The sequence below is a fragment of the Burkholderia sp. 3C genome, from assembly GCF_054589155.1.
In genome coordinates this window covers 25643-50381 of the sequence record NZ_BAAILN010000084.1, presented here as the reverse complement: position 1 = coordinate 50381, position 24739 = coordinate 25643, and the positions used below count along the sequence as shown (strand labels likewise).

General features: G+C 67.9%; 19 protein-coding genes. 8 read left to right on the top strand and 11 right to left on the bottom strand.

The features are described 5' to 3' along the window. Positions 1 to 374: 374 nt before the first annotated feature. Positions 375 to 2102 carry a pectate lyase gene (locus tag ACYP33_RS14580; protein ID WP_459622530.1) on the bottom strand — a complete coding sequence of 576 codons (1728 nt, stop codon included), beginning with the start codon at positions 2100 to 2102 and terminating at the stop codon, positions 375 to 377. A gap of 831 nt (positions 2103 to 2933) precedes the next feature. Between ACYP33_RS14580 and ACYP33_RS14575 the strand changes: the two genes are divergently transcribed. After that, on the top strand, positions 2934 to 5084 hold the full coding sequence (locus ACYP33_RS14575; protein ID WP_459622528.1) for a glycoside hydrolase family 28 protein: 2151 nt from the start codon (positions 2934 to 2936) through the stop codon (positions 5082 to 5084). Positions 5085 to 5187: 103 nt separating this feature from the next. Here ACYP33_RS14575 and ACYP33_RS14570 read toward each other — a convergent pair whose 3' ends face one another. The 7 genes from ACYP33_RS14570 to ACYP33_RS14540 all read right to left on the bottom strand — a co-directional run bounded on the left by ACYP33_RS14570 (position 5188) and on the right by ACYP33_RS14540 (position 14481). Next, positions 5188 to 6909, bottom strand: a complete 1722-nt coding sequence (locus tag ACYP33_RS14570; protein WP_459622526.1) for a tannase/feruloyl esterase family alpha/beta hydrolase — start codon at positions 6907 to 6909, stop codon at positions 5188 to 5190. A gap of 28 nt (positions 6910 to 6937) precedes the next feature. Beyond that, positions 6938 to 8086 carry a porin gene (locus ACYP33_RS14565; protein ID WP_414439640.1) on the bottom strand — a complete coding sequence of 383 codons (1149 nt, stop codon included), beginning with the start codon at positions 8084 to 8086 and terminating at the stop codon, positions 6938 to 6940. A 67-nt stretch (positions 8087 to 8153) separates the two neighbouring features. After that, on the bottom strand, positions 8154 to 9359 hold the full coding sequence (gene mhpT / locus ACYP33_RS14560) for a 3-(3-hydroxy-phenyl)propionate transporter MhpT (protein WP_414439639.1): 1206 nt from the start codon (positions 9357 to 9359) through the stop codon (positions 8154 to 8156). A gap of 206 nt (positions 9360 to 9565) precedes the next feature. Next, positions 9566 to 11446 carry a feruloyl-CoA synthase gene (locus ACYP33_RS14555; RefSeq protein WP_459622524.1) on the bottom strand — a complete coding sequence of 627 codons (1881 nt, stop codon included), beginning with the start codon at positions 11444 to 11446 and terminating at the stop codon, positions 9566 to 9568. An 11-nt stretch (positions 11447 to 11457) separates the two neighbouring features. Further along, positions 11458 to 12906 carry an aldehyde dehydrogenase gene (locus ACYP33_RS14550; protein WP_414447205.1) on the bottom strand — a complete coding sequence of 483 codons (1449 nt, stop codon included), beginning with the start codon at positions 12904 to 12906 and terminating at the stop codon, positions 11458 to 11460. Positions 12907 to 12937: 31 nt separating this feature from the next. Further along, a complete protein-coding gene (locus ACYP33_RS14545; RefSeq protein ID WP_459622522.1) occupies positions 12938 to 13768 on the bottom strand; it encodes a p-hydroxycinnamoyl CoA hydratase/lyase in 831 nt (276 codons plus the stop codon). Positions 13769 to 13974: 206 nt separating this feature from the next. Then, positions 13975 to 14481 (bottom strand): MarR family winged helix-turn-helix transcriptional regulator, encoded by a 507-nt coding sequence (locus tag ACYP33_RS14540; protein WP_414439635.1) that lies wholly within the window; start codon positions 14479 to 14481, stop codon positions 13975 to 13977. A gap of 634 nt (positions 14482 to 15115) precedes the next feature. Here ACYP33_RS14540 and ACYP33_RS14535 point away from each other — a divergent pair. The 5 genes from ACYP33_RS14535 to ACYP33_RS14515 all read left to right on the top strand — a co-directional run bounded on the left by ACYP33_RS14535 (position 15116) and on the right by ACYP33_RS14515 (position 19298). Next, complete coding sequence (locus ACYP33_RS14535; protein WP_414447207.1) at positions 15116 to 16015, top strand: LysR substrate-binding domain-containing protein; 900 nt, start codon at positions 15116 to 15118, stop codon at positions 16013 to 16015. Positions 16016 to 16204: 189 nt separating this feature from the next. Continuing rightward, complete coding sequence (locus ACYP33_RS14530; RefSeq protein WP_459622519.1) at positions 16205 to 17170, top strand: LysR family transcriptional regulator; 966 nt, start codon at positions 16205 to 16207, stop codon at positions 17168 to 17170. 54 nt (positions 17171 to 17224) lie between these two features. Continuing rightward, positions 17225 to 18022 carry an AraC family transcriptional regulator gene (locus tag ACYP33_RS14525; RefSeq protein WP_459622517.1) on the top strand — a complete coding sequence of 266 codons (798 nt, stop codon included), beginning with the start codon at positions 17225 to 17227 and terminating at the stop codon, positions 18020 to 18022. A gap of 297 nt (positions 18023 to 18319) precedes the next feature. Further along, positions 18320 to 19054: an ABC transporter substrate-binding protein gene (locus tag ACYP33_RS14520; protein ID WP_459622515.1), complete on the top strand. Its 735-nt coding sequence runs from the start codon at positions 18320 to 18322 to the stop codon at positions 19052 to 19054. A gap of 4 nt (positions 19055 to 19058) precedes the next feature. Then, positions 19059 to 19298 (top strand): DUF7661 family protein, encoded by a 240-nt coding sequence (locus ACYP33_RS14515; RefSeq protein ID WP_459622514.1) that lies wholly within the window; start codon positions 19059 to 19061, stop codon positions 19296 to 19298. A gap of 122 nt (positions 19299 to 19420) precedes the next feature. Here the strand turns inward: ACYP33_RS14515 and ACYP33_RS14510 are convergent, their stop codons facing one another. The 3 genes from ACYP33_RS14510 to ACYP33_RS14500 are packed head-to-tail and all read right to left on the bottom strand — an operon-like array spanning position 19421 to position 22082. Next, positions 19421 to 20179, bottom strand: coding sequence for an ABC transporter ATP-binding protein (locus ACYP33_RS14510; protein WP_459622512.1), 759 nt, complete (start codon positions 20177 to 20179; stop codon positions 19421 to 19423). Further along, positions 20176 to 21042, bottom strand: a complete 867-nt coding sequence (locus ACYP33_RS14505; protein ID WP_459622510.1) for an ABC transporter permease — start codon at positions 21040 to 21042, stop codon at positions 20176 to 20178. Before ACYP33_RS14505 ends, ACYP33_RS14510 begins: the two co-directional genes overlap by 4 nt. Before the next feature lie 2 nt (positions 21043 to 21044). Continuing rightward, complete coding sequence (locus tag ACYP33_RS14500; RefSeq protein ID WP_414447214.1) at positions 21045 to 22082, bottom strand: aliphatic sulfonate ABC transporter substrate-binding protein; 1038 nt, start codon at positions 22080 to 22082, stop codon at positions 21045 to 21047. Positions 22083 to 22285: 203 nt separating this feature from the next. Here ACYP33_RS14500 and ACYP33_RS14495 point away from each other — a divergent pair, with 203 nt between their 5' ends. Next, entirely contained in the window at positions 22286 to 23611 is a 1326-nt protein-coding gene (locus ACYP33_RS14495) for an LLM class flavin-dependent oxidoreductase (protein WP_459622509.1), read from the top strand. A 474-nt stretch (positions 23612 to 24085) separates the two neighbouring features. Further along, a partial coding sequence (locus ACYP33_RS14490; protein WP_459622507.1) for a hypothetical protein occupies positions 24086 to 24739 on the top strand: 654 nt, incomplete at its 3' end.

The following is a 24739-nucleotide window of genomic DNA, read 5'->3' as shown; positions in this document are numbered from 1 at the left end:
CGGCGCGCATCCGGTCAAATAGCGACAAAAACACCTTCCATTCATTTTTGATATGGCAATCTGATCGGGAATCCGAAGCGATCGACATCGGCCCGACAGGAGACGTTGAGCTCCTCCCGAAAAACCGTAGCGGCGAAGACTGGAGATTTCCGGCAAGGCGGGGGGACGTCGCCGCGCCAATAGTCTTTTTTGATTCGGTGATCACCGGATCTGATGACCGTTCTCGTCCGGCCCGCCGAATTTCGCCGGCCAGGCATAGCGGCTGGCTTGACTGCTTCGATCTTGAACTTATTCGTGTATCGCTTGCTGTTCATGCTGGCCGCTTCAAGCCATGGTTTATGGCAACCGTGGACACGCCAGGGTTCATGGCGCCGTCACGGCGAAGGTACCCAGCCCGCGTTGTTGTTCCATGAGGCGAACACCTTCGCACGCGTATTCAATCCGCTTAGGTCGGCACTTGTCGTCGCGTATGTCCCGTTGCGTCCGTTCGTGGGCAGCGCGTTGCCCGACGCATCCAGGCTGCCCATCTCGCGCCACCCTGCCACGGCAGTGGGGGACGCGGGGTTGGGCGCCGGGTTCGTGTACCAGCCGGCCGTCGCGACGTGCGTGCCGATCTGCGTACCCACGTAGGCCACGTCGTCGCAGCCGAGGTTCGCGTTCCCGAAGCTGCCGCTGCCTGTGTACGCGGTGGTGCAGTAGGTCGGCGAGCTCAGGCCGCCCGAGCGCGCCAGATAGGTGGCGCCGGCTGGCACCGCTGCATCGGCAGTCAGCGTGCCGTTGAGCACCACGAAACCCGGGAAGCCGTAGGCCGCGCGCGACTGGAATACATAGCCGCCGGAGGTGGGCGTGACAGGATCGGCGACCGTGTGCAATTCGCTCTGCTCGAACAGGGCTGCGTAGGGGGAGCCCCAGATGAAATCGACGTCGCCGGCGATCAGCGACTGATAGAACCACGCCCAGCCCTTGAGCTGCAGCGTGTCCTGCGCGCTCAGGAAGGTCATCTGCGTTGCCATGAGACGGCTGCCGTTCAGCGTCGCGCTGTTGTAATAGATCGCCTCGGCCTGATTGTTGTCGACAGCACTTTTCACGTGCGAATTCTGCAGCGTGAAGTTCGTCAGCTTCAACAGGTCGGCGCCTTCCACGAGCAGCACCGAGCGGCCTCCGCCGAGGCTGCGCCGCGTGCCGCTTCCCTCCGTCGTCAGCGTGGTTTGCGGGGCCGTCTTGCTGCCGCCGGTGGACGGGTTGTAGGACTCGTAGTTGTCGTCGTAGACGACCACGCCCGTGCGGCTTTGGCCCGCGATGGTCAGGTTGTTCACGTTGCGCAGGAACAGTTGCTCGTGGTAGCTGCCGTTCTCGATCGTGATGGTTTTGGCGTCATTCGCGTTGATACACGTTACGCAGCCATTTTGCATGATCCAGTCGAGCGCGCCCTGGACGCTTCGGAAGTCACTCGTGCCGCTGACGCCGACCGTCACGGCAGTAGGGGAGCTCGGCGCGGGTCTGGTCTGGAACGACCACGCGGTCGGGGTGCCGATGCCGCCGAAGGCTTGGCCGGCGATCTTGCCGTTCAGCACGCCGCTGTCGATGCTCACGGAATAGCGCGTGCCGTAGGCGAGCACACCGTCGTGCAGGCGCACCGTCGCTGTGTTGCCCGAGATCGTGACCGGCGTGTAGTAGACATAGCGCCATTGCGTGAGCGAGCCCACGTTGTTGCCGAGCTTGTCGACTTCGGTGTTGGCGGCCGGCATGTAGGTCTGGCTTTCGCCGCCGGCGGTGACTGGCGCGCCGCTGATGTCGATGATGTCGACCAGGCTGCCATCCGAAACGCGCGTCACCTTGATCTGTCCCGCGGCGCCGAGCGTCGGAGGGGCGTCGAACGTGATCGACAGGCGCGTGTCCGCATAGGCGGCGGTCTCGCCGTTGGCCGGAACGAGAGAGGCTGTCGCCGTGGCGGCCGCGGAGCCGGACCCGACGGCGGGCGTGGTGCCGATGGCCGAGGTCGGCGCGGAATCCGTGCCGCCGCATGCTGTCGCCGCGGCTGTCAGTGCGATGCCCGCGCACAGTTGCCAGCAGCGTTTGTGTGTCGACAAGAATTGCGTCATGGATCTCTGCTCCCGTTTGCGGGCCGCGGCCCGGTTTATTGTTCGTCATGCCAACTAACTGGACCCAATAAGCACTGCCTCGATCCATGCGCTCCAGCGGTTCTTCATCGCTTATGTGTTGCGACGTCATACAACATGGAGTGAAATTGGAGTGGCGCGACATAGCCGCTTCGACCTCTTCCGTTCTGCTCCTCTTGATAGCGAGCGATTCACTCGGAATACACGCCGAAAGTAAAACGATGGGATGAAAAAGGTTCGAGTGCAGGTGCGCTATGCGCGGATGTGGACATGTCGCCCGTCGTGAGTTTTGCAAGAAGGACGGCGCGATGTATCACCCGTCTTCTGAAAAATATCTGACAACGGAAATCGTATAAGTCGCGAAGTCGAGGCAACAAGCTCGGGCTTTCCCTAGCCGTAGATCAACTCAAAAACCATACCCATATGGATTTTTTGCGGATGATGTCCGTTCTCTTGCCGTCCGGGCGTGTAGTACGAGACAGCATTTTAATATCGGACATCAGATCACATACCTTTCCAAAAATTTTCAGTAAAAAGTTGATCGAATGGGTATATACCCGTAAGTCATAGTGAATGGAGGGGCCGGGGATCGGATATTGGAAAACCCCGTGCCATGCCGGATTCGATTAACGAAACGATTTTCCGCTTTTGTCGCTCGTCCGATCTTGGGTGAAACGAAATCGCGGACTCAAGCATCCGTGCGACCTTTCACTTTTTCGTTGTCCGTTATAGGATGACTGACCAAAAAAATCGATTCATCGACACACCAACCCGGCATCGTCGACGCACGATGACCAGACAGGAGACACCTTCATGAGAGCTTCTTCACGGACGCGTGGGGCACGCTTGCTGTGCCTGCTCGCAGCCTCGATCGCGACGGCCGCCACGCTGAGCGCGTGCGGCGGCGATTCGGACGCACCCACCTCCATCGGCACCGGCAGCCCGTCCACTGCCAATGCCGTGTTCCAGGTTGGGACAACGACGTCCGACGCGAACTTGCCGGCAGAGCCGAGCCTGCCCGCCGATGCTCAGGTGTGCAGCACGCTCGAAGCCAGCAATACGCTCGTGAGCCGCCCGGATGGCTCCCTGCCGCCCGAGGCCGATCCCTCCCTGGCAGGCGTGGGCAAGGCGGTGTCGCCGACCACGGCCAACCCCGACCAGGCGCGGATTCAGGCGGCGCTCGACGCCTGCGGGGCCGCGGTCGATGCGGAAGTGGGGGCGACCATCGCGGCGGCGGACGCCTCGGCCACTGCCGCGCAGAAGGCCGCGGCCGTTGCGAATGTCAACATCGCGGGGGCATCCGGCGAGGCGTTGGCCAAGCCCGCATACCACGCCAGCAAATTCGCTGTGCGCCTGGTGGTCAACAGCAGCGGTGGTGGCAACAGCTTCATCAGCGGCCCGCTGACGCTGCCTTCGGGCGTGACGCTGTGGATAGACAAAGGCGTCACGCTGTATGCCTCGCGTGACGTGAAGGCCTATGCGCCCGCACTCGCCGGCCCGTACTGCGCCAATACCGCCGTCAGCGCCACGAAGAGCGGGAGCTCGTCGAACTGCCTGGCGCTCATCACAGGCACCAACCTGGTCAACTCGGCGGTCGTCGGCGATGGTCGCATCGACGGCCGCGGCTACGCGGAAATCGTCACCTCGGATGCGAAATATCCGCTGATGAAGGTGGACCTTACCTGCTCGAATACCTATGCCGCGTACAAAACCGGCACCGTGGCGCCCGACGGTACGCCTTGCGACGACGGCGGCACGATGGTGGATTCGAAATCGTCGGTGCGCAACATGAGCTGGTGGGATCTGGCGTACCTCGGCAACATGGTGCAGAACGGCACCACCGGTACGGCTTCGCAGTCGAATTTCCGGCTGATGGTGTTCAACTACGCGAAGAACCTGACGCTGTATCGCATCACGCTCAACAACAGCCCGAACTTCCACGTGGTGCCGAGCGGTGTCGACGGCTTGACGATCTGGGGCGTGAAGGTGCAAACCCCGACGCTGGCCGCGTTCGCGAATCCTGCAGGAAATGGCAATCCCCTTTACACGGGCCAGACCTTCGGGGAGGACAACGTCAAGAACACCGACGCATTCGATCCGGGCTCGGCCTCGAAGGCCACCTCGGTCGCCCTCTCGACGGGTAGCACGACGAACTCCGCCGCCGGCGCGATCTCGTTCGACGGCTACCTGAAGAATTTCGTGTTTGCCTATAACTACGTGAGCACCGGCGACGACGACATTGCGCTCAAGGGCAGCAACAACCCGTCGCCAGCCGGTTCGGGCCTGTTTGGCGTGGATGGCAACCGCAACGTCCGCGCGGACCGTAAATGGGGCATCGTGATCGCTCACAACCACATCTACTGGGGACACGGCATCTCCATCGGCAGCGAGACGAACGCAGGCGTGACGAACGTGCAGGTCTACGACAACGCCTTCTGGGACTCGGAAGAGGGGCTGCGCATCAAGTCCGACTACGCACGCGGCGGCGAGGTAAGCAATATCAACTACGCGAACATTTGTATCCGGGACGCGACCAACGCGCTGCTCTTTACGCCGTACTACAGCACGAAGGCGCTGCCGGCGGGCGGTCCGCTGTATCCGAATTTCCACGACATCTCGATCTCGAATGTGGTGATCACCGGGTCGGCCGGTGTCAAGCTGCAAGGCTTCGAGGCGAATACGGGCGGTTTCGGCGAGCCGGCCTTCCCGCTTGTGATGAAGCTCACCAACGTGGTAGCGGACTCGCCGGACAACATCTCGGTGATCTCGTCGGACGCCAACCTCACACTGCAGAACGTGAACCTGCCGATCTTCGCCTCGACCGCGAACCGCGTCACGGTGAATGGCGTCGCCAACCACGCGCTGACCAGCAGCGGCGTGCTGGATTGCAGTAAGGCGTTCGTCGACTTCCCTGGCATCGATCAGTCGAATCCGTTCGGCACGACCTGGGCACCTTCGTTGTAATCGAGCGCGCGAGACGGAGCGTATCCGGCTCGCGCACTGATCGACGGTCCGCACCCGGATGTTGCCAAGGCGCGCGCCGGCCGCCTTTGGTGACGGCGCGATCTCAACGGCAACTGAAGCTCGCTGCCGAATTCACGTCGCCCGAACCGTTGTAGCGTGCAACCTGGGGATACGGGCATAGCGGCCGCGTGCGGCCGGCCCCCCACGAGGTCGGCACGTCCGCGTTCGGCACGGCGTTCGTCGCATCGCGCGCGGCGGCCGTGATCGCGGCCGGCGGCTGCCCCTGCTCGACCCACGCGACAAGCGGCGTCAGCATGTCGAACTGATCGGTCGCAGGCCCGCCCGAACAGTGGTTCATCCCCGGCACCGGATAGAAGCGGGCGAAATCCGACGCGTCGCCGCCGTTCGCCTGCGCGACCTTCACGTACCAATCGCGCGTGTCGTCGAACGAGAACACCGGGTCGCCCGAGCCGTGATAGGCGATCAGCTTCGCGCCGCGCGACTTCAGCGCGGAGAGATTGGTCTCGTCGGGCGGCGTCATGAACGACCAGGCGGATTGCGTGTACACGCCGTTCGTCGCGAAGATTGCCGGCGCGTCGTTGTCCATGTCGAAGCCGAGCGCGAAACCGGGCAGGTTCGCGAGCGTCGCGGCGGTTTTCGGCGGCGTCATGAACGTGAACGCCATCGCGGCCGGATCCAGGCTGACGGAATTCGACTGCTTCCATGCGGCCCAGCCGTTGCCGGCCACGCCCGGATCGTACGGAAAGCTCGCGTACAGCGCCGTGCCCGCGCTGTTGCGCGCACCGGCGAACACGTTCTCCAATGCGGTTTTCTGCGCAGGCGTCAGGCAGGCGCCCGTGCGCGTGCCGTTCGCGCAGGTGGGGATATCGGCATCGATGCCGAAGTGCGCCTGGCAGGCGGCGACGTCCTGCACCATGCCGTCGGCCGCGCCGTCGAGCGCATCGCATTTCTCGAGGATCTTCGCGCCGACGAACTGCCGCTCCGCGTCGGTGAGGCCGCTGCGGATGTCCGGCAACCCGTTCGCGCCGGTCGCCGACGCGATCTTCGCGAACTGCTGCGCACCGTACATCTCGCCGATCGCGGCCTTCGGCAAATGGAAGCCCGGATCGCCGACGATGATCCCGTCGTAGTCGGCCGGGTTGCGCACGGCCGTGACCATCGCGTGACGGCCGCCATTCGAGCAGCCGTCGAAGTAGCTGCGGTCGGGCGCCTTGCCGTACGCGAGCCGGATCACCTGCTTGGCCATCGGCGTCAGCGCGTCGACGGCGCCGTAGCCGTAGTCGATCCGCGCCTGCGGATCGATGCCGAACAGCGGATTCTGCGCGGCGCTGTGCCCGGAATCCGAGCTGATCACCGCGAAGCCCATGTTCAGCGCGTCGTTCAGCGGCCCGCCGCCGCCGATCTCGCCGGTGGCGGTCACCACGTTGCCGTCGAGCCCGCCGTTCGCCTGGTAGAAGAAGCGGCCGTTCCAGGCTTTCGGCAGGCGCATCTCGAAGCCGATCGCATAGGTGTTGCCGTCCACCGCGCTCACGCGCTCGTTCATCTTTCCCTCGATCACGCAGTGTTCGGCGATCGGCTGGCCGGCCACCGTCAGCGCGCCGGCGGCCGCGGTCGTCACCGACGTGAACGACGTGCTCGCATACGCGAGCTTCCCGGCGAGCGCGTCGCAGGTCTGCGCCATCGCGGCCGGCGTGGCCGCGCTCAGGTGAGTGGGCGCGGAACTGACCGAATCGTCGCCGCCGCAACCGGCGAGCACGATTGCGGAAATCGGCGCAATGAAGAGGAATGCAGAATGTCTGTTCAAGATAACCTCCGTTCGTCGATCTGCCGGGTCAGAACATGTGCTTGATACCGACCATCGCACCGAGCTGGCCCATTCCCTCGCCGGGCGTCGTGCCGGCCCCGCCGCCGCTGACCGCGTAGCGCGCATGCGCGCTGTTCCACAGGTAGGAGGATTGCGCGTAGACCGAGGTCCGCTTCGTCAGCAGGTAGGTTGCGCGCAGCGTTGCCATCGTCGCGCGCGTGTCGTGTGCGCTGTTGACGATCCGGTAGCCTTCGCCGTCGACGATGAAATCGGGCTTCATCGCATACGACGCGCCGACGAAGAACAGGTCGGAACGCGCGCCGGCCACGGCCGGCGAACCGCTCGACACGCGCCGGCCGATCCAGCCCGCGCCGATCCGCGCGCCCGCCGCCTGCGCGTATGCGCTCACGTGCACGCGCGCGTCCTTGCCCGCGCTGCTCGTGAAGGCGGCCGGCGCGACGCCGTCGAAGAAGTTCGCGGCCGCCCCCGCGCCGCCGCGCTGTTCCTCGTAGGAGGCGGCGGCGCCGAAATACGCGCTGTCGTACTTGAGCATGGCCGACCATTCGCGGCATTCGACCGCATTGCCAGGCACCTGCCCGGCGCACGTACCTTGCCCCGGCGAGTTGCCGGTGCCCGCGCCGTCGCGGCCGAACGAATACGCGGCGCCGAGCGTGACGCCGCGATAAGCGCCGATGTAGGTGACCGCGTTGTCGGCGCGGCCGTTCGGCACGTACGCATCGAGCGAGCCGAGCCCGTAGATGTCGGGGCCGATGATGTCCGCACCCTGCAGCGCGAGATAGGTCATCGTGTACTGGCGGCCGAACGCGAGCGTGCCGAAGCCGCCCTTCAGCCCGACGAAGGCCTGCCGGCCGAACAGCCGGCCGCCCTGGCCGAGATCGCCGCCACGCACGTTGAAGCCGCTTTCGAGCGTGAAGACGGCCTGATACCCGCCGCCGAGCTCTTCGACGCCGCGCAGCCCCCAGCGCGACGGCAGTTCGCCCGTCACGGCCGGCATGCGCACCACGTGATCGCCGGCCGCGTTCGCATGCGTCACGAACTCGACGCCCGTATCGATGATCCCGTACAGCGTCACGCTCGACTGCGCGCGCGCGCCCGGCGCGACGAGCGCACAGCATGCGCCGGCGGCCAGCAGGCCATTCCTGGTGTTCTTCTTCATGTCGTTGTGTCTCCAGACCTCAGGTGATTGCACGCTCTGACGGCGCGCATTGAAAAACCGGGAAATGTCAGTCGCGCGCACGCGGACGGCGGATCAGCAGCAGCGCGGCGCCGGCCGCGACGAGCGTGACGGGGATGCTCGCGCCGATCACGACCGGTGCGCTGCGGCCGGCGGCCAGCAGCGTCGCGGCGGCGAGCGGCCCGACGACCGAGCCGAGCCGGCCTACGGCCACCGCCGCGCCGACGCCCGTGCCGCGCATCGCGGTGGGGTAGTAGATCGCCGCGAGCGCATACAGCACCGATTGGCCGCCGATCACGAACATGCCGGCCGCGAACGCGGCGGCGGCCAGCGATGCGAAGCCGGGCGCCGCCGCCAGCGCGGCGAGCGACAGCACGATTCCGACGTACATGCCGCCGACCACGTGCGACGCGCGCATCCTGTCGAGCGCCGCGCCGATGCCGAGCGCACCGAGCCCGCCGCCCACGTTGAACGCGATCTGCACGATTCCGACGTGCTCGCGGTCGAGCCCACGCGCGGCCATCAGCGACGGCAGCCAGTTCAGCAGGAAATACAGGACGATCAGCGTGCAGAAGTAGCTGATCCACAATGCGAGCGTCGATACCGTGCGGCCGTCGCCGAACAGCGTTCGAGCGATGCCGGCACGCGCGGCCGGCATGTCGGCGACGTCGAGATACGCGCGCGATTCCGGCAGCCGCAACGCCAGCAACGGCAGCAGGAGCAGGGGCCCGGCGCCGCCGACGTAGAAGATGTGCCGCCACTCGGCGTCGCCTGCCAGCAGCACGCCGATCAGCGACGCGATCACGCCGCCGAACGGGATCCCGCAATACATCGCGGCCACCGCGGCGCTGCGCGCGCGGGGCGCGACCGCTTCCGACGACAGCGCGATCAGGTTCGGCATTGCACCGCCGAGGCCGATGCCGGTCAGCACGCGCACCGCGACGAGCATCGCGAAACTCGATACCTGCGCGGTGGCGATCGACAGCAGCCCGAACAGCGCAACCGATGCGATCAGCACGCGCTTGCGCCCGATCCGGTCGGCGAGCCACCCGCCGAGCATCGCGCCCGGCAGCAGCCCGAAGGTGCCCGCGCTGAACGCAATGCCCATCTGCGAGACGGTCAGCCCGAATTCGCGCGCCATGCGTGGCGCGGCAACGCCGACCGACTGCAGGTCGAGCCCTTCGAGCAGCGCGATCGCGAAACACAGCGCGAGTGTGGTCGCAACGGTCTGCCTTTCGGCAACGTAGGTGTTCATCGTGTCTCCAATCCTTGTTGTCTTGTCCTTGTTGTCTTGTCGTCGGCGAGCCTCGCCGGGCCGCTTGTCGTGCGCGTCGAGCGCCTGCCCGGGGCGGGCCGGCGCTCGATTGGCCGCCCTTTTTATCAGGCAGCCTGATTCACTGATCGTGAAAAATCCCGCCGATCGCCTCCGGCAGGTTGCCGCGGGTACCGCCAACCGCGTGCCTACGCGTAGATCACGTCGGGATCGCTGCGCGCCGGGTCGTACAACGCGTCGATCGTCGCCGCGCGATGCTGCTGCACGGCGGCCTGATTCAGCGAACCCTTGTCGGTCACTTCGCCGAGATCGAGCGACGGCGGCGTGTCCATCAACCGGATGCGCGCGACGAACGTCGATCCGCCGCTCGCGTGCCGGTTCAGCGCCGCGAGCCAGGTCCGGAATGCGGCGCGCACGGCTGGCGCGCGCAGCACGTCGGCCGCGGCCGCATCGGCGCCGAGCGACGCGAGCGCGCGGCAGGCGTCCAGGCGCGGAAACACGAGCAGGCCGATGTCGTCGCGGTTGATGCCCGTCACGACGACGTCCTGCACGTACGGGGCGCCGCTCGACACCGCGTTCGCGCGCAACGGCCCGACGCTGACGAACGTGCCGCTGCCGAGCTTGAAATCCTCCGTCAGCCGCCCGTCGAATTGCAGCCCGAATTCCGGCCGTCCCGGATCGGCGAACACCGCCGCGTCGCCGCTGCGGTAATAGCCTTCGTCGTCGAACACATCGCGCGGATCGACGTCCGCGTGCCAGTAGCCGCGCATCACGTTCGGCCCCTTGAAGCGCAGCTCGAGCTTGCCGCCGGACGGCGCGAGCTTCACGTCGCAACCGGGCGCGGGCAGGCCGATATAGCCGGAGCGCATCAGCGGCCCCGTCGTAAACAGGCACGACGGCGACGTTTCGGTCATGCCGAGCCCGGCCATGATCCGGATCCGCTCGCCGCAATGCGTGCCGGTCACACGGTCGAGCCGGTCCCAGGCAGCCTGCGACAGCCCCGCACCGCCGAAGAAGTACAGTTTCACGCGCGAGAAGAACGTGTCGCGCAGCACGGCATCGCGTTCGAGTGCGGCGGTCAGTTCTTCCCAGCCTTTCGGCACGTTGAAGTAGATCGTCGGCGCGATCTCGCGCAGGTTGCGCACCGTTTCGTCGAAGCGGCCGGGCACCGGGCGCCCGTCGTCGATATACAGCGTGCCGCCGTTATAGAGCGCGATGCCGAGGTTGTGACTGCCGCCGAACGTGTGATTCCATGGCAGCCAGTCGACCAGCACCGGCGGCTCGCGCGTCAGCTCGGGCATCGTCTGGCGCAGCATCTGCTGGTTGCTGCACAGCATCCGGTGCGTGGTCGGCACGGCCTTCGGCCGCTTGGTCGACCCCGACGTGAACAGAATCTTCGCAAGATGGTCGGGGCCGATCGCCGCATGGCGCGCGTCTATCGTGCGCGGTTCGGTAGCCAGCAGACGCGACAGCGGCACGGCGTGCTCCGTCGCGTCGGCATCGCGCCCGACGATCAGCGTCGCGTCGGCCGGCCGCGCCGCGTCGAGTGCGCGGGCGAACGCCGCGCGATCGGCGACGAACACCGCGCCCGGCCGCAGCACGTCGAGCGTGTGGCGCAGCTTGCCGTAGTCGGTGGACACCAGCGAGTAGGCGGGAGAGATCGGCGCGTACGGCACGCCGGCCAGCATCGCCGCGAACATCAGCTGCAGGTGTTCGAGATCGTTGCCGGACAGCACCGCGAGCGGACGCTCGACCGACAGGCCGAGATCGACGAGGCCCTGCCCGAGCGCGCGTGCGCGTTCGAGCATCTGCGCGTACGTGATCTCGATCCAGCGGCCGCCGTCGTCGCGTCGCGCGGCCAGCACGCGGTCGGGGTGGGCCTCCGCGCCGTTGACCAGGCAGTCGGTCAGCCGCTCCGGGTAGGCGCCGAGCGGTTCGCGCGCACGCAGGTGCCAGGTGCCGTCCTCGGAGCGGTGCATGTCGGCGGCGCCTTCGGCCACCGCCGCCGCGCGGTAGTGCACATCGGCCGCGCCGCGCGCGGCGTCGTGAGGAGCTTGGGATACGTTCATCGTCGCGTCGCTCATATCGGATAGTGACGCGGCGTGGTCTGCACGGTGATCCAGCGCAGCTCGGTGAACTCGGCGATCGACGCGCGGCTGCCGAAGCGGCCATAGCCGCTCGCCTTCGTGCCGCCGAACGGCATCTGCGCTTCGTCGTGCACGGTCGGGCCGTTGATGTGGCAGATCCCCGACTCGATCCGTCGCGCCACCGCCATGGCGCGTGCGACGTCTCGGCTGAACACGCTCGCGGACAGCCCGAACTCGCTGTCGTTCGCAAGCTCGACCGCTGCGTCATCGCTGTCCGCGCGCAGGATCGCGACGACCGGCGCGAACGACTCCTCGCGGTACAGACGCATCTCGGGCGTCACGCCGTCGACGATCGCGGGCTGCATCGTCGCGCCTTCGACGCGACAGCCTAGCGGCAGCCGCGCGCCGTGAGCCCGCGCGTCCTCGACCAGCGCCGCTGCGCGCTCGGCCGCCGACGCATCGACCATCGTGCCGAGCGGATGGCCTGCCCGCGGATCGCCCGCGACCAGCAGGCGCGCCTTCGCGGCAAGCCGCTCGACGAGCGCATCGGCGATCGGCCGCGCGGCGATCACGCGCTCGGTCGACATGCAGATCTGCCCCTGGTTGAAGAACGCGCCGAACGCGATCGCATCGACCGCCGCGTCGAGATCGGCATCGTCCAGCACGAGGACGGGCGCCTTGCCTCCCAGCTCGAGCAGCACCGGCTTCAGGTGCGCGGCGGCGTGGCGCGCGATGATGCGCCCGACGTGGGTCGATCCGGTGAAATTGATGCGCTTCACGTGCGGATGCGCGATCAGCCGCTCGACGAGCGCCGGCGCGTCGGCCGCCGCATGCGTGATCACGTTGACGACGCCCGCGCCGAGTCCCGCCTCGTCGAGCACCGCGCCGATCAGCGCATGCACGCCGGGGCACGCTTCGGACGCCTTCAGCACGACTGTGTTGCCGCAGGCGAGCGGCATCGCCAACGCGCGCGTCCCGAGGATCACCGGCGCGTTCCACGGCGCGATGCCGAGCACCACGCCGCACGGCGCGCGCATCGCGAGCGCCAGATTGCCGGGCACGTCGGACGGGATCACGTCGCCGGCGATTTGCGTGGTCATCGACGCAGCCTCGCGCAGCATGTTCGCCGCGAGCGTGACGTTGAAGCCGATCCAGCCGGGCGTCGCGCCCGTTTCGGCAACGCCGGCCGCGACGAAGGCGTCGATGCGCGCGTCCATCAGGTCGGCGGCCTTCAGCAGCAACCGGCGGCGCGCTGTCGGCGCGAGCGCCGCCCATGCGGGAAAGGCACGATGCGCGGCGTCGACTGCCGCGTCGGCGTCGGCGAGGCCGGCCGCCGGGGCGCGCGATGCGAGCGCGCCCGTCGCGGGATCGAGCCGGTCGAAGGTGCGGCCGTCGCGTGCGGCGCACCGCTCGCCGGCGATCAGCATGTATCTGTCGGTCATGTCGTCTCCTGCCCTGTCTCTTCCGGTCGGGTCAGCGCTTGTACGCTTGCAGGCCGGGCTTGATCGTCTTGTCGTCGAGGAACTGCCTGAGCCCCTTTTCGCGCCCCTGTTCCGGATCGCGCAGTTGCGCCTGGTCCAGCTTCGCGTACAGATAATCTTCGCATTGCTCCCACGTCAGCTCGCGCGAACGCTTGAAGCCGTGCTTGGCCGCGCGCAGCACGACCGGATTCTTGTCCATCAGCCGCGCGGCGAGCGCGATCGTCGCGTCGCGCAGCCCGGCGAGCGGCACGCTGCTGTTCACGAGCCCCATGTCGGCCGCCTCCACGCCGGTGAACGTGTCGCCGGTCATGATGTAATGCAGCGCGCGGCGGTGTCCGACCGTGTCGGCCATCGCCTTGCTGACAAGATTGCCGGGCGGGATGCCCCAGTTGATCTCCGACAGCCCGAACACGGCTTCGTCGGCGGCAATCGCGAGATCACACGCGACGAGCGGCGAGAAGCCGCCGCCGAAACACCAGCCGTTCACCATCGCAATGGTGGGCTTGGCGTACATGCGCAGGCGGCGCCATTGCCATTCCGACGCGTCGCGCCGCACCTTTTCCTGCAGCGCTTCCGGGCCGCCATCGATCTCGCGGAAGTATTCCTTCAGGTCCATGCCGGCCGTCCATGCGGCACCGGCTCCGGTGAGAACGAGCACTTTCGCCTCGTCGTCGAACTCGACCGCGTCGAGTACCTGCAGCATCTCCTGATTGAGCGTCGGGCTCATTGCATTGCGCTTTTCCGGGCGGTTCAGCGTGACCCACGCGATGCCGGCCTCCACCTTCACTTCGACGGTCTGCCAGCGCTTGTCGTACTTGCTCATGTGTTTTCCTGGTTTGCGTTGCTGTGCGATTCGGCACGCAGCATTCCTGCTGCGGACGGCTTCATTTAATATCAGGCTACCTGATATATCAAGCGGTATTCGCGGCGGTGTAAACCCGTATCGGGATGTAATGGAGAAGGCGGGCGCGAACAGGCGCCCGGCAGTTGCGATGAAGGGGAGAGGGGCTGCCGTTGCCGGCGGGAAGGTCAGCCGCGCAGGTTGCGCGCGAAGATTTCCAGCACGCGTTGCACGTGCACGGCGTCGTCGGCGCAGAAATCGCCGAGCATGGTCGTTTCGAGCGGGCGCAGCACGGTTTCGCATTCGCGCAGCATGGCCGCGCCTGCGTCGGTCAGCGTCAGCAGGATCACGCGGCCGTGCGACGGATCGGCCTCGCGCGTGACGAAGCCGCGGCGCGCCATCACGCTCATCACCTCATTTGCCGATTGCGGCGTGATGAACGAGCGCTCCGCAAGCTGTGCGTTCGACGATGCGCCACGTGCTTCGAGCACGGATAGCGCCGTGTATTGTGCAAGCGTGATGCCGAGCGGCGCGAGCGCGTCGGTCATGTGGCGGCGCAGCAGCCGGTCGAGAGCGCCGATCGCGTAGGTCAGGCGCTGCGGGATACGCGCCTTCGGCTTGTCGCCGGCTGCTGCCTGAGTGGCGGTCTTCGCGGTGCGCTTCGGGTTCGCAGGTTTGGTCGAGGTGGAGCTCATGGGGCGGGCAGGGTGGGGTTGCGAGCCATCTTACCAGCAGGGATTGCCCGGGCTCGCGGCGCAGATTCGCCATCGATGACGCGTCGAGCGCGGTTCGCTGGCCGGCGCTGGCGCCCTGAGCCGCACCACCTGAGCGCTATCAACATGTTGCGATGGGCGGCGGCGGACGCCGCGACACTCAGATCGCCACCTGCTCGCGCAAGTACGCGACCAGCGTCTCTCGCATGGGGTGCTCGACGAACGGGGTGCGTCGCAGGACAGCATGTAACGAACCGGTCCAATTGATTGGATGCATAGACGCTCGCTGATTAACGCGAAATCGATGTCAGTGCGACCTGAGCCGCATCATGGAGACAACCGGCAAGGGCCGGCGCCGCGTTAATTGTTGCCTGCGAGAGCGCGCAGCGCGCCGAGGCCGATCCCCAGATCATGCAAGCGCAATGGGATGCAAAAAAATGAAGAGCAAGAGGCGCGAGCATCTGGTCGCTGCCTCTCCGATCTTTACGATCCGATACGTCTGGATGTTTGAGAAAGGTCGTGACTTTCAGTTTTTTTGCGAATGCTAGAGTGCGATGAGTGCCCAGAAGAACATGGGGCAAAAAGTCGGGACTTTTTTGGACGGCGAGAACGGCACATGAATCAACGGCAGATCGAGGCGTTCCGGTTGGTGATGCTGCGCGGCTCGATGACGGTTGCCGCCGACGAGATGGGCACCTCGCAGCCGAGCGTGAGCCGGCTGATCGCGGAGCTGGAGGCTGCCACCGGGCTCGCGCTGTTCGTGCGGCAGGGCGGGCGGATTCGCGCGACCGATGCGGGCACGGCGTTCTATCACGAGGTCGAGCGCAGCTTCGTCGGGCTGGAGAAGCTGGTGCAGGCCGCCCGCGAGATCAACCAGCTCGGCAGCGGGCGGTTGCGGCTGGTGGCGGCGCCGATCATGGCGCTGTCGTTCCTGCCCGGCGTGATCGAGGATTTCCTGGCCGAGCACCCGCGCGTGGCGGTGTCGCTCGAAATGCGCAGCGAAAGCACGATCCAGCGCTGGGCCTCGTCGTCGAACTGCGATATCGGCTTCTCCACCACCCTGCCCGACGTGGTCGGCGTGACCAGCACCGACCTGTACCGGCTGCCCGGCCTGTGCGCGCTGCCGGCGGGGCACGCGCTGGCAGCGCGCAAGCGGATCGCGGCGGCCGACCTGCGCGGCGAGCGGCTGATCCTGCCGTCCTATGCCGACGACACGCGCGCGGCCGTCGATCGCGTGCTGCGCCGGGCGCGCGCCGACCAGGTGGCGGCGATCGAAACGCCGTATGGCGCGACGATCTGCGCGCTGGTCGCGCGCGGGCTGGGCATTGGCATCGTCAACCCGCTGGCGGTGGAGGACACCAACCCGGCGCGCATCGTGTTCCGGCCGTTCTCGAAGGACATCGTGTTTCGCGGCTTCACGGTGTGCTCGCAGTGGCAGCAGGAGAAGCCGGTGGTGCGCGCGTTCCTGGCGATGGCGCACGCGCGCATGGAAAAGATCGTGCGGGGGCTGCGGTAGCGGCGCGGCGGGCGATCGAAGCGCCCGACGAAAACGTCTGACGAAATGCTGCGGATACCTATTCAAACCGGTGCGCCGCGCGTCGATAGGGATAGTCGGCCAACATATCCCTAAAAACAGCCAAGCTTTGTGCCGCCGGCGCCGCCCGGTGCGATACTGCCGCTCATCACATTCGCATCGGGAACGGGGATGAATACGACGCAGAACATGGGCGTCTTTGTGCGGGTGGCCGAAACCGGCAGCTTCACGGCGGCCGCCACGATGTTGCGCACTTCCACCGGGCAGGTGTCGCGCGCCATCTCCGATCTGGAGCAGCACCTGAGCACGCGGCTTCTGCAACGCAATACGCGGCGCATGTCGCTGACCGAGGCCGGCGAGCGCTACCTGGTGCATTGCCGGAAGATCCTGGCCGACCTCGAATTCGCCGAGGCGGAGTTGCTGACCGGGCAGCGCGCGCCGGTGCCGGACGGCCCGCTGCGGATTCACTCGATGACGAGCTTCGGCACGCATTACCTGGTGCCGCTGATCGCCGAGTTTTCGCGCAGCTTTCCGCGCGTGCGGATCGACCTGACGCTGGCCCAGCAGCCGGTGGATTCGCTCGACGAGATGCACGACTGCGCGTTCATCGTCTCGAACGTGCTGCCCGAGCCCGGCCCGGGCAACCAGCGGCTCGGCGAGATCGCCTGCATCGTGTGCGCCGCGCCGTCCTATCTGGATGAGCACGGCACGCCCGAGCGGCCGTCCGACCTGCGCGATCACGCGTGCCTGCAACTGCGCGCGCCGGGCATTCCGGCGATCGACTGGCGTTTCGACGGCCCCGACGGCGTCGAGCGCGTGCAGTTCGACCGCTATCCGTTCGTCATCAACGTGGCCGATTCGATGACGGTGGCGATCCGCGAGGGCATGGGCATCGGCCTGCTGCCGGCCTCGTTTGCGCTGAACGGCCTGCGCGACGGCACGCTGCGCCGCCTGCTGCCGGGCTACACGATGGCGTCGATGAGCGTGGATATCGCCAGCACGCCGCACCGGCTGCTCAACGCGCCGCTGAACGCGTGGCTCGATTTCCTGCCCGAGCGGCTCTCGGCGCGGCTGGCGCAGGATGCCGACGCGTTGCGCGGCGACACCGGCGGCCCGGAGGCCGTCGCGCATGCCTGAGCGCATGCCTGAGCGCACGCCCGAGCGCCGCCGCGCGTTCGGCTGTCGGCCGTCATGAGGCAACCCGCTTACGCGCAGCTTCCGGCCGGATTCGATCCGGACTACTACACAGCGAGCGCGGTGGCGATGCAAGTGGACGTGCGCGACAACGAGATCGAGCAGCCGTTCCACCGCCACCGGCGCGGCCAGCTCGTAATCGCGCGGCGCGGCTTCGTGACCTGCCTGGTCGAGCGCGGCGTGTGGGTCGTGCCGCATGGCTGCGGCGTGTGGATTCCGGGCGGCATGCCGCACAGCAACCGCGTGGCGGCCGACGGCGAAATCGCCTTGCTGTTCGTCGAGCCGGGCGCGGCGTGCATGCCGGATGCCTGCTGCACGTTCGCGATTCCGGCGCTGATCCGCGAATTGATCGCCTATCTGGCGGCGCGTCCGCACGACTACGAGCCCGACAGCGCCACCGGCCGCGTGGCGGGCGTGCTGCTCGAACAGCTCGGCTCGATGCCGGTCGAGGATCTGCATGTGCCGATGCCGCCGAAGCGGCAGTTGCGCAAGATCGCCACCGCGCTGGTCAAGGACCCGGCCAACCGCGCGACGGTAGGCGAGTGGGCGCGGCAGGTGGCGCTCGGCGAGCGCACGCTCGCGCGGCTGGTGCTGGCCGAAACCGGCATGACGTTCGGCCGCTGGCGCCGCCAGTTGCATATCGTGACGGCGATTCAGAAGCTGTCGGCCGGCATGCCCGTGCAGCGCGTGGCGGCCGAGCTGGGCTATGAATCGGTCAATGCGTTCATCACGATGTTCAAGAATGCGTTGGGGCGTACGCCGGGGCATTATTTGCCGCGCAAGACGCGTGAGTGATGGGGCGCTTGGCGGCGTGCTTGACGGTGCGATCTTGAACGCCGGTTTCGCGAACGATGGCTGCGCGCCGTATCTTGTACCGCGCACCGCGCACCGCGTACGGAGCGATCCCCGTGCGCACGATGCGCGCCGATGGCAGAATCGACCCGGTCGAAGCGCGCGTGGCGGTGGAAACGCTGCTCGAATCCACGTTGCCGAGGCCGGGCGGTGCGACCCTCCGGTCCTGAACGCCGCCTCGTGCAAACCTCAGCGCAAGCCGCTTCGATTTCCCCCAGCCCTTTGACGCCCGACACCGCCATGCCCTTCGATCCCGATCTCGTGACCGCCTTCGCGCCCACCGGCACCGTGCGCGCCTCCATCAACCTCGGCAACCCGATCCTTGCGAACCGCGATGCGGCGACTGGCGAACCGGTCGGCGTGTCCGTCGATCTGGCGCGCGCGTTCGCGGCGGAGCTGGGCGTGCCGCTCGAACTCGTGGTGTTCGATGCGGCCGGCAAATCGGTGGAGGCCGTGAGCGACGGGCGCGCCGATTTCGGCTTCTTCGCGGTCGATCCGAAGCGCGGCGAGACGATCGCGTTCACCGAGCCGTACGTGCTGATCGAAGGCTGGTATCTGGTGCGCGACGCCTCGCCGATCCGCACCAACGCCGACGTCGATCAGGCGCAGCATCGCGTGGCCGTGGGGCAGGGCAGCGCCTACGATCTGTTCCTCACGCGCGAGCTGAAGGCCGCGCAGATCGTGCGCGCGCCCACCTCGCCGGCCGTGGTGCAGACCTTCCTCGATCGCGACCTGGAGGTGGCGGCCGGCGTGAAGCAGCAACTGGAAGCCGATGCGGCGCATCTGTCGGGCGTGCGTTTGCTCGACGAGCGCTTCATGGTGATCCGGCAGGCGATGGGCGTGGCGCGTGCGCGCGGCGAGCGGGCGGCCGAGGCGCTGGGCCGCTTCGTTGAGGCGCACAAGCGCTCGGGCTTCGTCGAGGCGGCGCTGGCGCGTCACGGCATTCAGGGCGCGTCGGTTGCGCCGTTGGTGTAACGCCATGAGCGATTCGGCTTACGGCTTCGACGTGTTCGGACGGCATGTCGTGATCATCCGGCAGGACGGCGTGTGGCGAGCGTTCGATCTGGGCGCGGACGGCAAGCGGCGGCGCGCCGATTTCGAGGTCCCGGCGTTCATCGAGGCCGACGAACTGGCGCAGTATCTCGGCGACTTGTTCCACGAGAACGCCACGCCCGCGCGCGGCGAGGTGCGGCCGTTGCCGTCGGGCAGCGCCGTTTAGACGAGTAGCGGCCTAGCGAACCGCCGAACCGCCAAGCCAAGCCAAGCCAAGCCAAGCCAAGCCAAGCCAAGCCAAGCCAAGCCAAGCCAAGCCAAGCCGTCAAGCCAAGCCGTCAAGCCAAGTCATGCGGCGCCGACCGCACCGCTGTCCTGAAATCGCTCGAACGCGCCGAGCAGCCGATCACGCAACGCAGCCAGCGCCGGTCCTCTGCGGTCACGCGGGCGCGGCAGATCCACCGCGAACGCATCCTCCACCCGCCCCGGATTGGCCGCCAGCAGCACCACCCGGTCGCCCAGATACAACGCCTCGTCGAGATCGTGCGTGACCAGCACCGCCGCCATGCCGTGCCGCTGCACGACATCGAGCAGCAGCGTTTGCAGGCGCATGCGCGTGAGCACGTCCACGGCGCTGAACGGCTCGTCGAGCAGCAGCAGGTCCGGCTCGCCGAACAGCCCGCGCGCGATCGCCGCGCGCTGCGCCATGCCGCCCGACAACGCGGCCGGCAAGGCCGCCGCCGAACCGTCCAGCCCGACCTCCGCGAGCAGGCGCGCCACCTCGGGCGCGCGCCCGCCATGGAGGCCGGCCGCGAAGCCGACGTTGTCGGCCACCGTCAGCCACGGCAGCAGCCGAGGCTCCTGGAAGATCACGCCGATTCGCGCCGACGGCCCGTCGAGCGGCGCGCCGTCGAGCCGCACGCTGCCGCGATAATCGCCGTCGAGGCCGGCCAGGATCCGCAGCAAGGTGCTCTTGCCGCAGCCGCTCGGGCCGACCACGCAGACGATCTCGCCGCGCGCCACCTGCAACGGCACGTCGGCCAGCACGGCGCGCGCGCCGTAATGCTTGCGCGCCACGCGCGCGTCGAGCAGCGGGGCGGCGCTCATCGTGCCTCCCGGCGCGGCGCGCCGTCGAAACTGTCGCGCCAGGCCAGCCAGCGCGTCTCGATGCGGCGCATCGCGCCGTCGGTCAGTTTGCCGAGCAGTGCGAGCAACAGGATCGCGCCGAACACCAGGTCCGGCCGGCCGGTTTCTCGGCCGTCGCTGAGCAGGAAGCCCAGCCCCCGCGTGGCGGCGATCAGCTCGGCCGCCACCATGAACATCCACGCGAGGCTCAGGCCGGTGCGCAGCCCGGTGACGATCTGCGGCAGCGCGGCCGGCAGCAGGATTCGGCGGAACAGCGCAAACGCGCCGAGCCGGTAGACGGCCCCGAGTTCGACCAGCTTGCGGTCCACGCCGCGAATGCCGGCCACCACCGCCAGATGCACGGGAAAGAACGCGCCGATCGCGATCAGCACGATCTTCGGCGCTTCGTCGATGCCGAGCCAGAGCAGCAGCACCGGCACCCAGGCCAAAGACGGGATCGACCGCAGCGCCTGGAAGCTCGGTTCGAGCAGCGCGTCGATGCGACGGCTCAGGCCCATCGCCGCACCGATCGCGAGCGCCAGCGCCGAGCCGGCCGCGAAGCCGAGCGCGACGCGCAGGCTGCTCGCGCCCACGTGGCGCAGCACGCGCGCCAGGCCCATCTGGTCGAGCGAGGCGAGGATCTCGCTGGGCGCGGGCACCAAGTGATCGGGCAGCCAGCCGGCGCGCACCGCGAGTTCCACCAGCGCGAGCGCCGCGAACGGCAGCGCAATGCCGGCGAAGCGCCAGGCGCGCAGCGGATCGCGCCGGGCGGCCGGGGCGGCTTGCACCGGTTCGGCCGGCGCGCGTGGCGCCAGCGTGTCGCGCCGGGCGGCGGTGTCGCGCATCGTCAATGCGCGGCCGCGACCAGCGGACGTGCGAACGACGGATCGATCAGCGCATCGACGATCTTCGCCGGATCGACACCGGGCTTGACCAGTTGCTCGTCGGTCAGCACCGGCGCGGCGGCCTTCAGCGCGACGCGCTGCACGTCGCCCGGCACCGGATCGCTGAAATCGTTGCGCTGCAGTTGCAGCTTCGCCACCGGCAGCGACACCTTCGATTCGTCGGCGACGATCTTCGCGGTGTCGTCCGGATGCGCGACGATCCACAGCCGCGCCTTTTCGTACACTTTCAGCACGCGCGTGACGGCTTGCGGATACTGGCTCGCGAACGCCTCGCGCACGTTCAGGAATCCGTAGGTATTGAAGCCGACGTTGCGATACAGCAGGCGCGCGCCGTCGTCCACCTGCGCGGCGGCCATGTGCGGATCGAGGCCGGCCCAGGCGTCCACCTGGCCGTTGGCGAGCGCGGTGCGCCCGTCCGGGTGTTGCAGGTTGACGAGTTCGACGTCGTCGCGCGACAGGCCCACCGTGTGCAGCGCGCGCAGCGTGAACAGGAACGGATCGGTGCCGCGCGTGGCCGCGATCTTCTTGCCCTTGAGGTCGGCCAGCGTCTTGATCGGCGAATCCTTGCGCACCACCAGCGCGGTCCACTCGGGCCGCGAGAACACGTAGACGGCGTGGATCGGGTTGCCGTTGGCGCGGCCCAGCACGGCCGCGAGGCCGGCCGTCGAGCCGAAATCCACCGCGCCGCTGTTCAGGTATTCGAGCGCGCGGTTGCTGCCGAGGCTCAGTACCCAGCGGATCTCGGTGTGGTCGGGCTTGAACGCGTCCTCGAGCCAGCCGAAATGGCGGATCACGAGGCTTTCGGGCGAATAGTAGGCGTAGTCGACGCGGATTTCGGCGGGCGCGGCGGCGGGTTTCGCGGCCACGTCGGCGGCCTGCGCGGCCGGGGCGGCGGCGATCGAACCGAGGGCGGCGAGGGCGGCGAACGCGCCGATCGTCAGGGCCGCGCGACGCAGCGCGCGAGTCCAGGACAGCTTCATGGAATGGTCTCCGGGCGGGCGGCGGGATGCCGCTGATCAAGCAGGATGACCTTTCAATGTACGCAAGCGCGGGCGCTGCGCGAACCAAGAAATCGTCGCTAGGAAAGCGCACCGCGTGATAAGGACGGCCGCCAGCAGATTCGCCGGCGGCACGGTATCGTGAGCGCTCCGCCAACCCGACGCCGCGCGCGCGGCGACCGACGATGACCCGCAAACGACAACTGCACCTGGGCGCCTTCATGCGCCCGGTGAGCCTGCATACCGGCGCATGGCGCCATCCCGATGCCTGGCCCGACGCGAACTTCAACCTCAAGCACCTGGTGCATTGCGTGCAGACGCTCGAACGCGCGAAGTTCGACGCGTTCTTCATGGCCGATCACCTCGCCGTGCTGAACATGTCCACGCAGGCGCTCAAGCGCAGCCACACCGTGACCTCGTTCGAGCCGCTCACGCTGCTGTCGGCGCTGGCGATGGTGACCGAGCGGATCGGGCTGGTGGCCACCGCCTCGACCAGCTTCGAGGCGCCGTATCACGTCGCGCGCCGCTTCGCCTCGCTCGACCATCTGAGCGACGGGCGCGCGGGCTGGAACCTCGTGACCACCTCGAACCCCGACGCCGCGCTGAACTTCGGCCTCGACGAGCACCTGGAGCACGACGCGCGCTACCGCCGCGCGCGCGAATTCTTCGATGCCGTCACGGGCCTGTGGGATAGCTGGGCCGACGACGCGTTCGTGCGCGACGTGGGCAGCGGCCTGTACTTCGATCCGGAGAAGCTGCACGTGCTCGGCCATCGCGGCGAGCATTACGCGGTGCGCGGGCCGCTGAACATCGCGCGGCCCGTGCAGGGCTGGCCGGTGGTGGTGCAGGCCGGCTCGTCGGAGGCCGGCAAGCAACTGGCGGCCGAGACGGCCGAGGCCGTGTTCACGGCGCAATCGTCGCTGGCGTCCGGCAAGCGCTTCTATGCCGACGTGAAGGGCCGCCTCGACCGGCTCGGCCGGCCGCGCGAGCACCTGAAGATCCTGCCCGGCGCATTCGTGGTGGTGGGCGATTCGCTCGACGAGGCGCGCGAGAAGCGCGCGTTTCTCGACACGCTCGTGCACGACGACAGCGGCTTCGCCTCGTTGTCGATCGCGCTCGGCCACGACGTGTCGGGCTTCGATCCCGACGCGCCGCTGCCCGAGATCCCCGAAAGCAATGCGAGCCATACGTCGCGGCAGCGCGTGCTCGACCTGGCGGCTGGCGGCCTGAGCGTGCGCGAGCTGGCGCAGCGGGTGGGCGGCTATTCGGGGCTGGAGTTCGTCGGCACGCCGGCCGACATCGCCGATTCGATGCAGCAATGGCTGGAGGAGGAAGGCTCGGACGGCTTCAACGTGATGTTCCCGTACCTGCCCGGCGGGCTCGACGATTTCGCGCTGAAGGTGGTGCCCGAGCTGCAGCGGCGCGGGATCTTCCGGCGCGAGTATGAAGGCACGACGCTGCGCGAGCATCTGGGCTTGCCGAGGCCGGAGAACCGGTTTTTCCCGGGGTGAAATTGGGCGGATTGACGTTGAGGGGGGATTCCTGCGGCCGGGTTGTCGGTGGTGGCAAGTCCGGCCGCCGGTGAGCGCGAATCTGGCGGACTGATAGCCGGCCGGATGAGATCCGGCCGTCGGCGTGCGAGTGTCGAGCGGATTGACAGCCGCCGGGATGAGGTCCGGCAGCGTGTGAGCGGTAGCCAGGCAGCCCGACAGCCGACGGGTTGCCGATCCGGCACATCCGCACCCCGAAATGGCCCGCGAGCGCGCGCCGTGGCGGCGGCGCGCAAGGCTCGACCGCATGGCCCGCTTTTTGCACGGTAGTGCTCCGCGAAACCGGCCCGCACCGTCCAACCGCGGTGCGCCGGGGCGCGCCGGCCCGAGCCGGTGTGCAGGAATGTCGCTGCCGTGCGACGCGTTTGTATTTTTTACGCGCGTGCGGCCGACGCCGGCCCTCGACCCCATCAGTCAACGGAATCCGCCATGTTCATGAACGAGTGGTTTTTGCGGCGCGCACTGGCCATCGCCTGCACGCGACAGGTCGGCACGGCGGATCGCGTCGGCCGCCCCCAGGTGATCGCCTATCTGGCCGAACGGGCCACGGCCGGGCCGCGCATGCTGGTGACCGGCCTGAGCGGCGATACGGTGGCGGCGCTTGGCGGCGAGCAGCCGAGCGAGGCGGCGCAACCGGTGTCGATGGCGCTGCCCGAGGCGGCGCGCCGCAAGATCCGCTACGTGGTGCACGTACGCCGCCACATGTTCCACGAGCGCCGCGCCTGGCGCGTGGTGCTCGGCACGCGGCTGCAGACCTACCGGCTGGCCGCCTGGCTCGGCGACCTGCGGCTGCGCGGCTTCTGGCTCGCCAACCCGCTGCGGGCGGCGCGCATGGAAGTGCTGGCGCGCATCGCGGCACTGTCGGCCGAGCTGTCCGATGCGGTGGCGCCGCGCGCGCTGCTGGCGCTGGCCGATTGGCCCCAGGTGCCGCGCGACGCGGCGGTGGACGAGCGGCATCGCTATCTCGACCGCACGCTCGCCGTGCTGGTGGCGTCGGGCTTCATCCGCAAGACGGAGGCGGGCGGCTTCGAAGTGCAGCCGCGCGGCGCCGAGGCGCTCGAACGCTACGACGCCGATTTGCAGCGTCAC